1 protein-coding gene is annotated in these 427 nt (G+C 76.3%); it reads left to right on the top strand.

All coding sequences use genetic code 11. The features are described 5' to 3' along the window. A partial coding sequence (locus E1166_RS30650) for a glutamate mutase L (RefSeq protein WP_207914675.1) occupies positions 1–349 on the top strand: 349 nt, incomplete at its 5' end. Positions 350–427: the final 78 nt, after the last annotated feature.

Genomic DNA, 427 nt, shown 5'->3' with positions numbered 1-427 from the left:
GCCGGGTGACGACGCGCAGCGGGCGGTGGACAGGAGGATCGCGGCGTTGGCGGCGACGGTGGCGGTGCGGCGGCACGCGCGGGGCGCGGGCACCGGGGAACGTGCCGGGCGGGATCTGCGGGACGTGCGGTTGGTGGTGGGTTCCGGTGGGGTGCTGCGGCACGCCGAGGCGGATGCGTCGGTGTCGGTGTTGACGGCGGTGCTGGCTGATCACGCGGGTGGGTGGCCGTTGCCGCGGGCCGCCCGGGCGGTGGTGGATGTCGACTACGTGTTGGCTGCGGCGGGGTTGCTGGCGGCGGAGCATCCGGCGGCGGCGCGGGCGTTGCTGCGGGGGCGTCTGGACCGTTGAGGCGGCACGGGATCGACGCGACACGCCGTGGTGCGGCACACGACAGGCCGCGGCGGGTTGACAGCGGCGGGGGTGTAC

Origin of the sequence: Micromonospora sp. KC213, assembly GCF_004348325.1 — a bacterium.
GTDB lineage: Bacteria > Actinomycetota > Actinomycetes > Mycobacteriales > Micromonosporaceae > Micromonospora.
The sequence above is the reverse complement of the archived record's forward strand: the minus strand, read 5'-3'. Positions and strand labels throughout refer to the sequence as shown.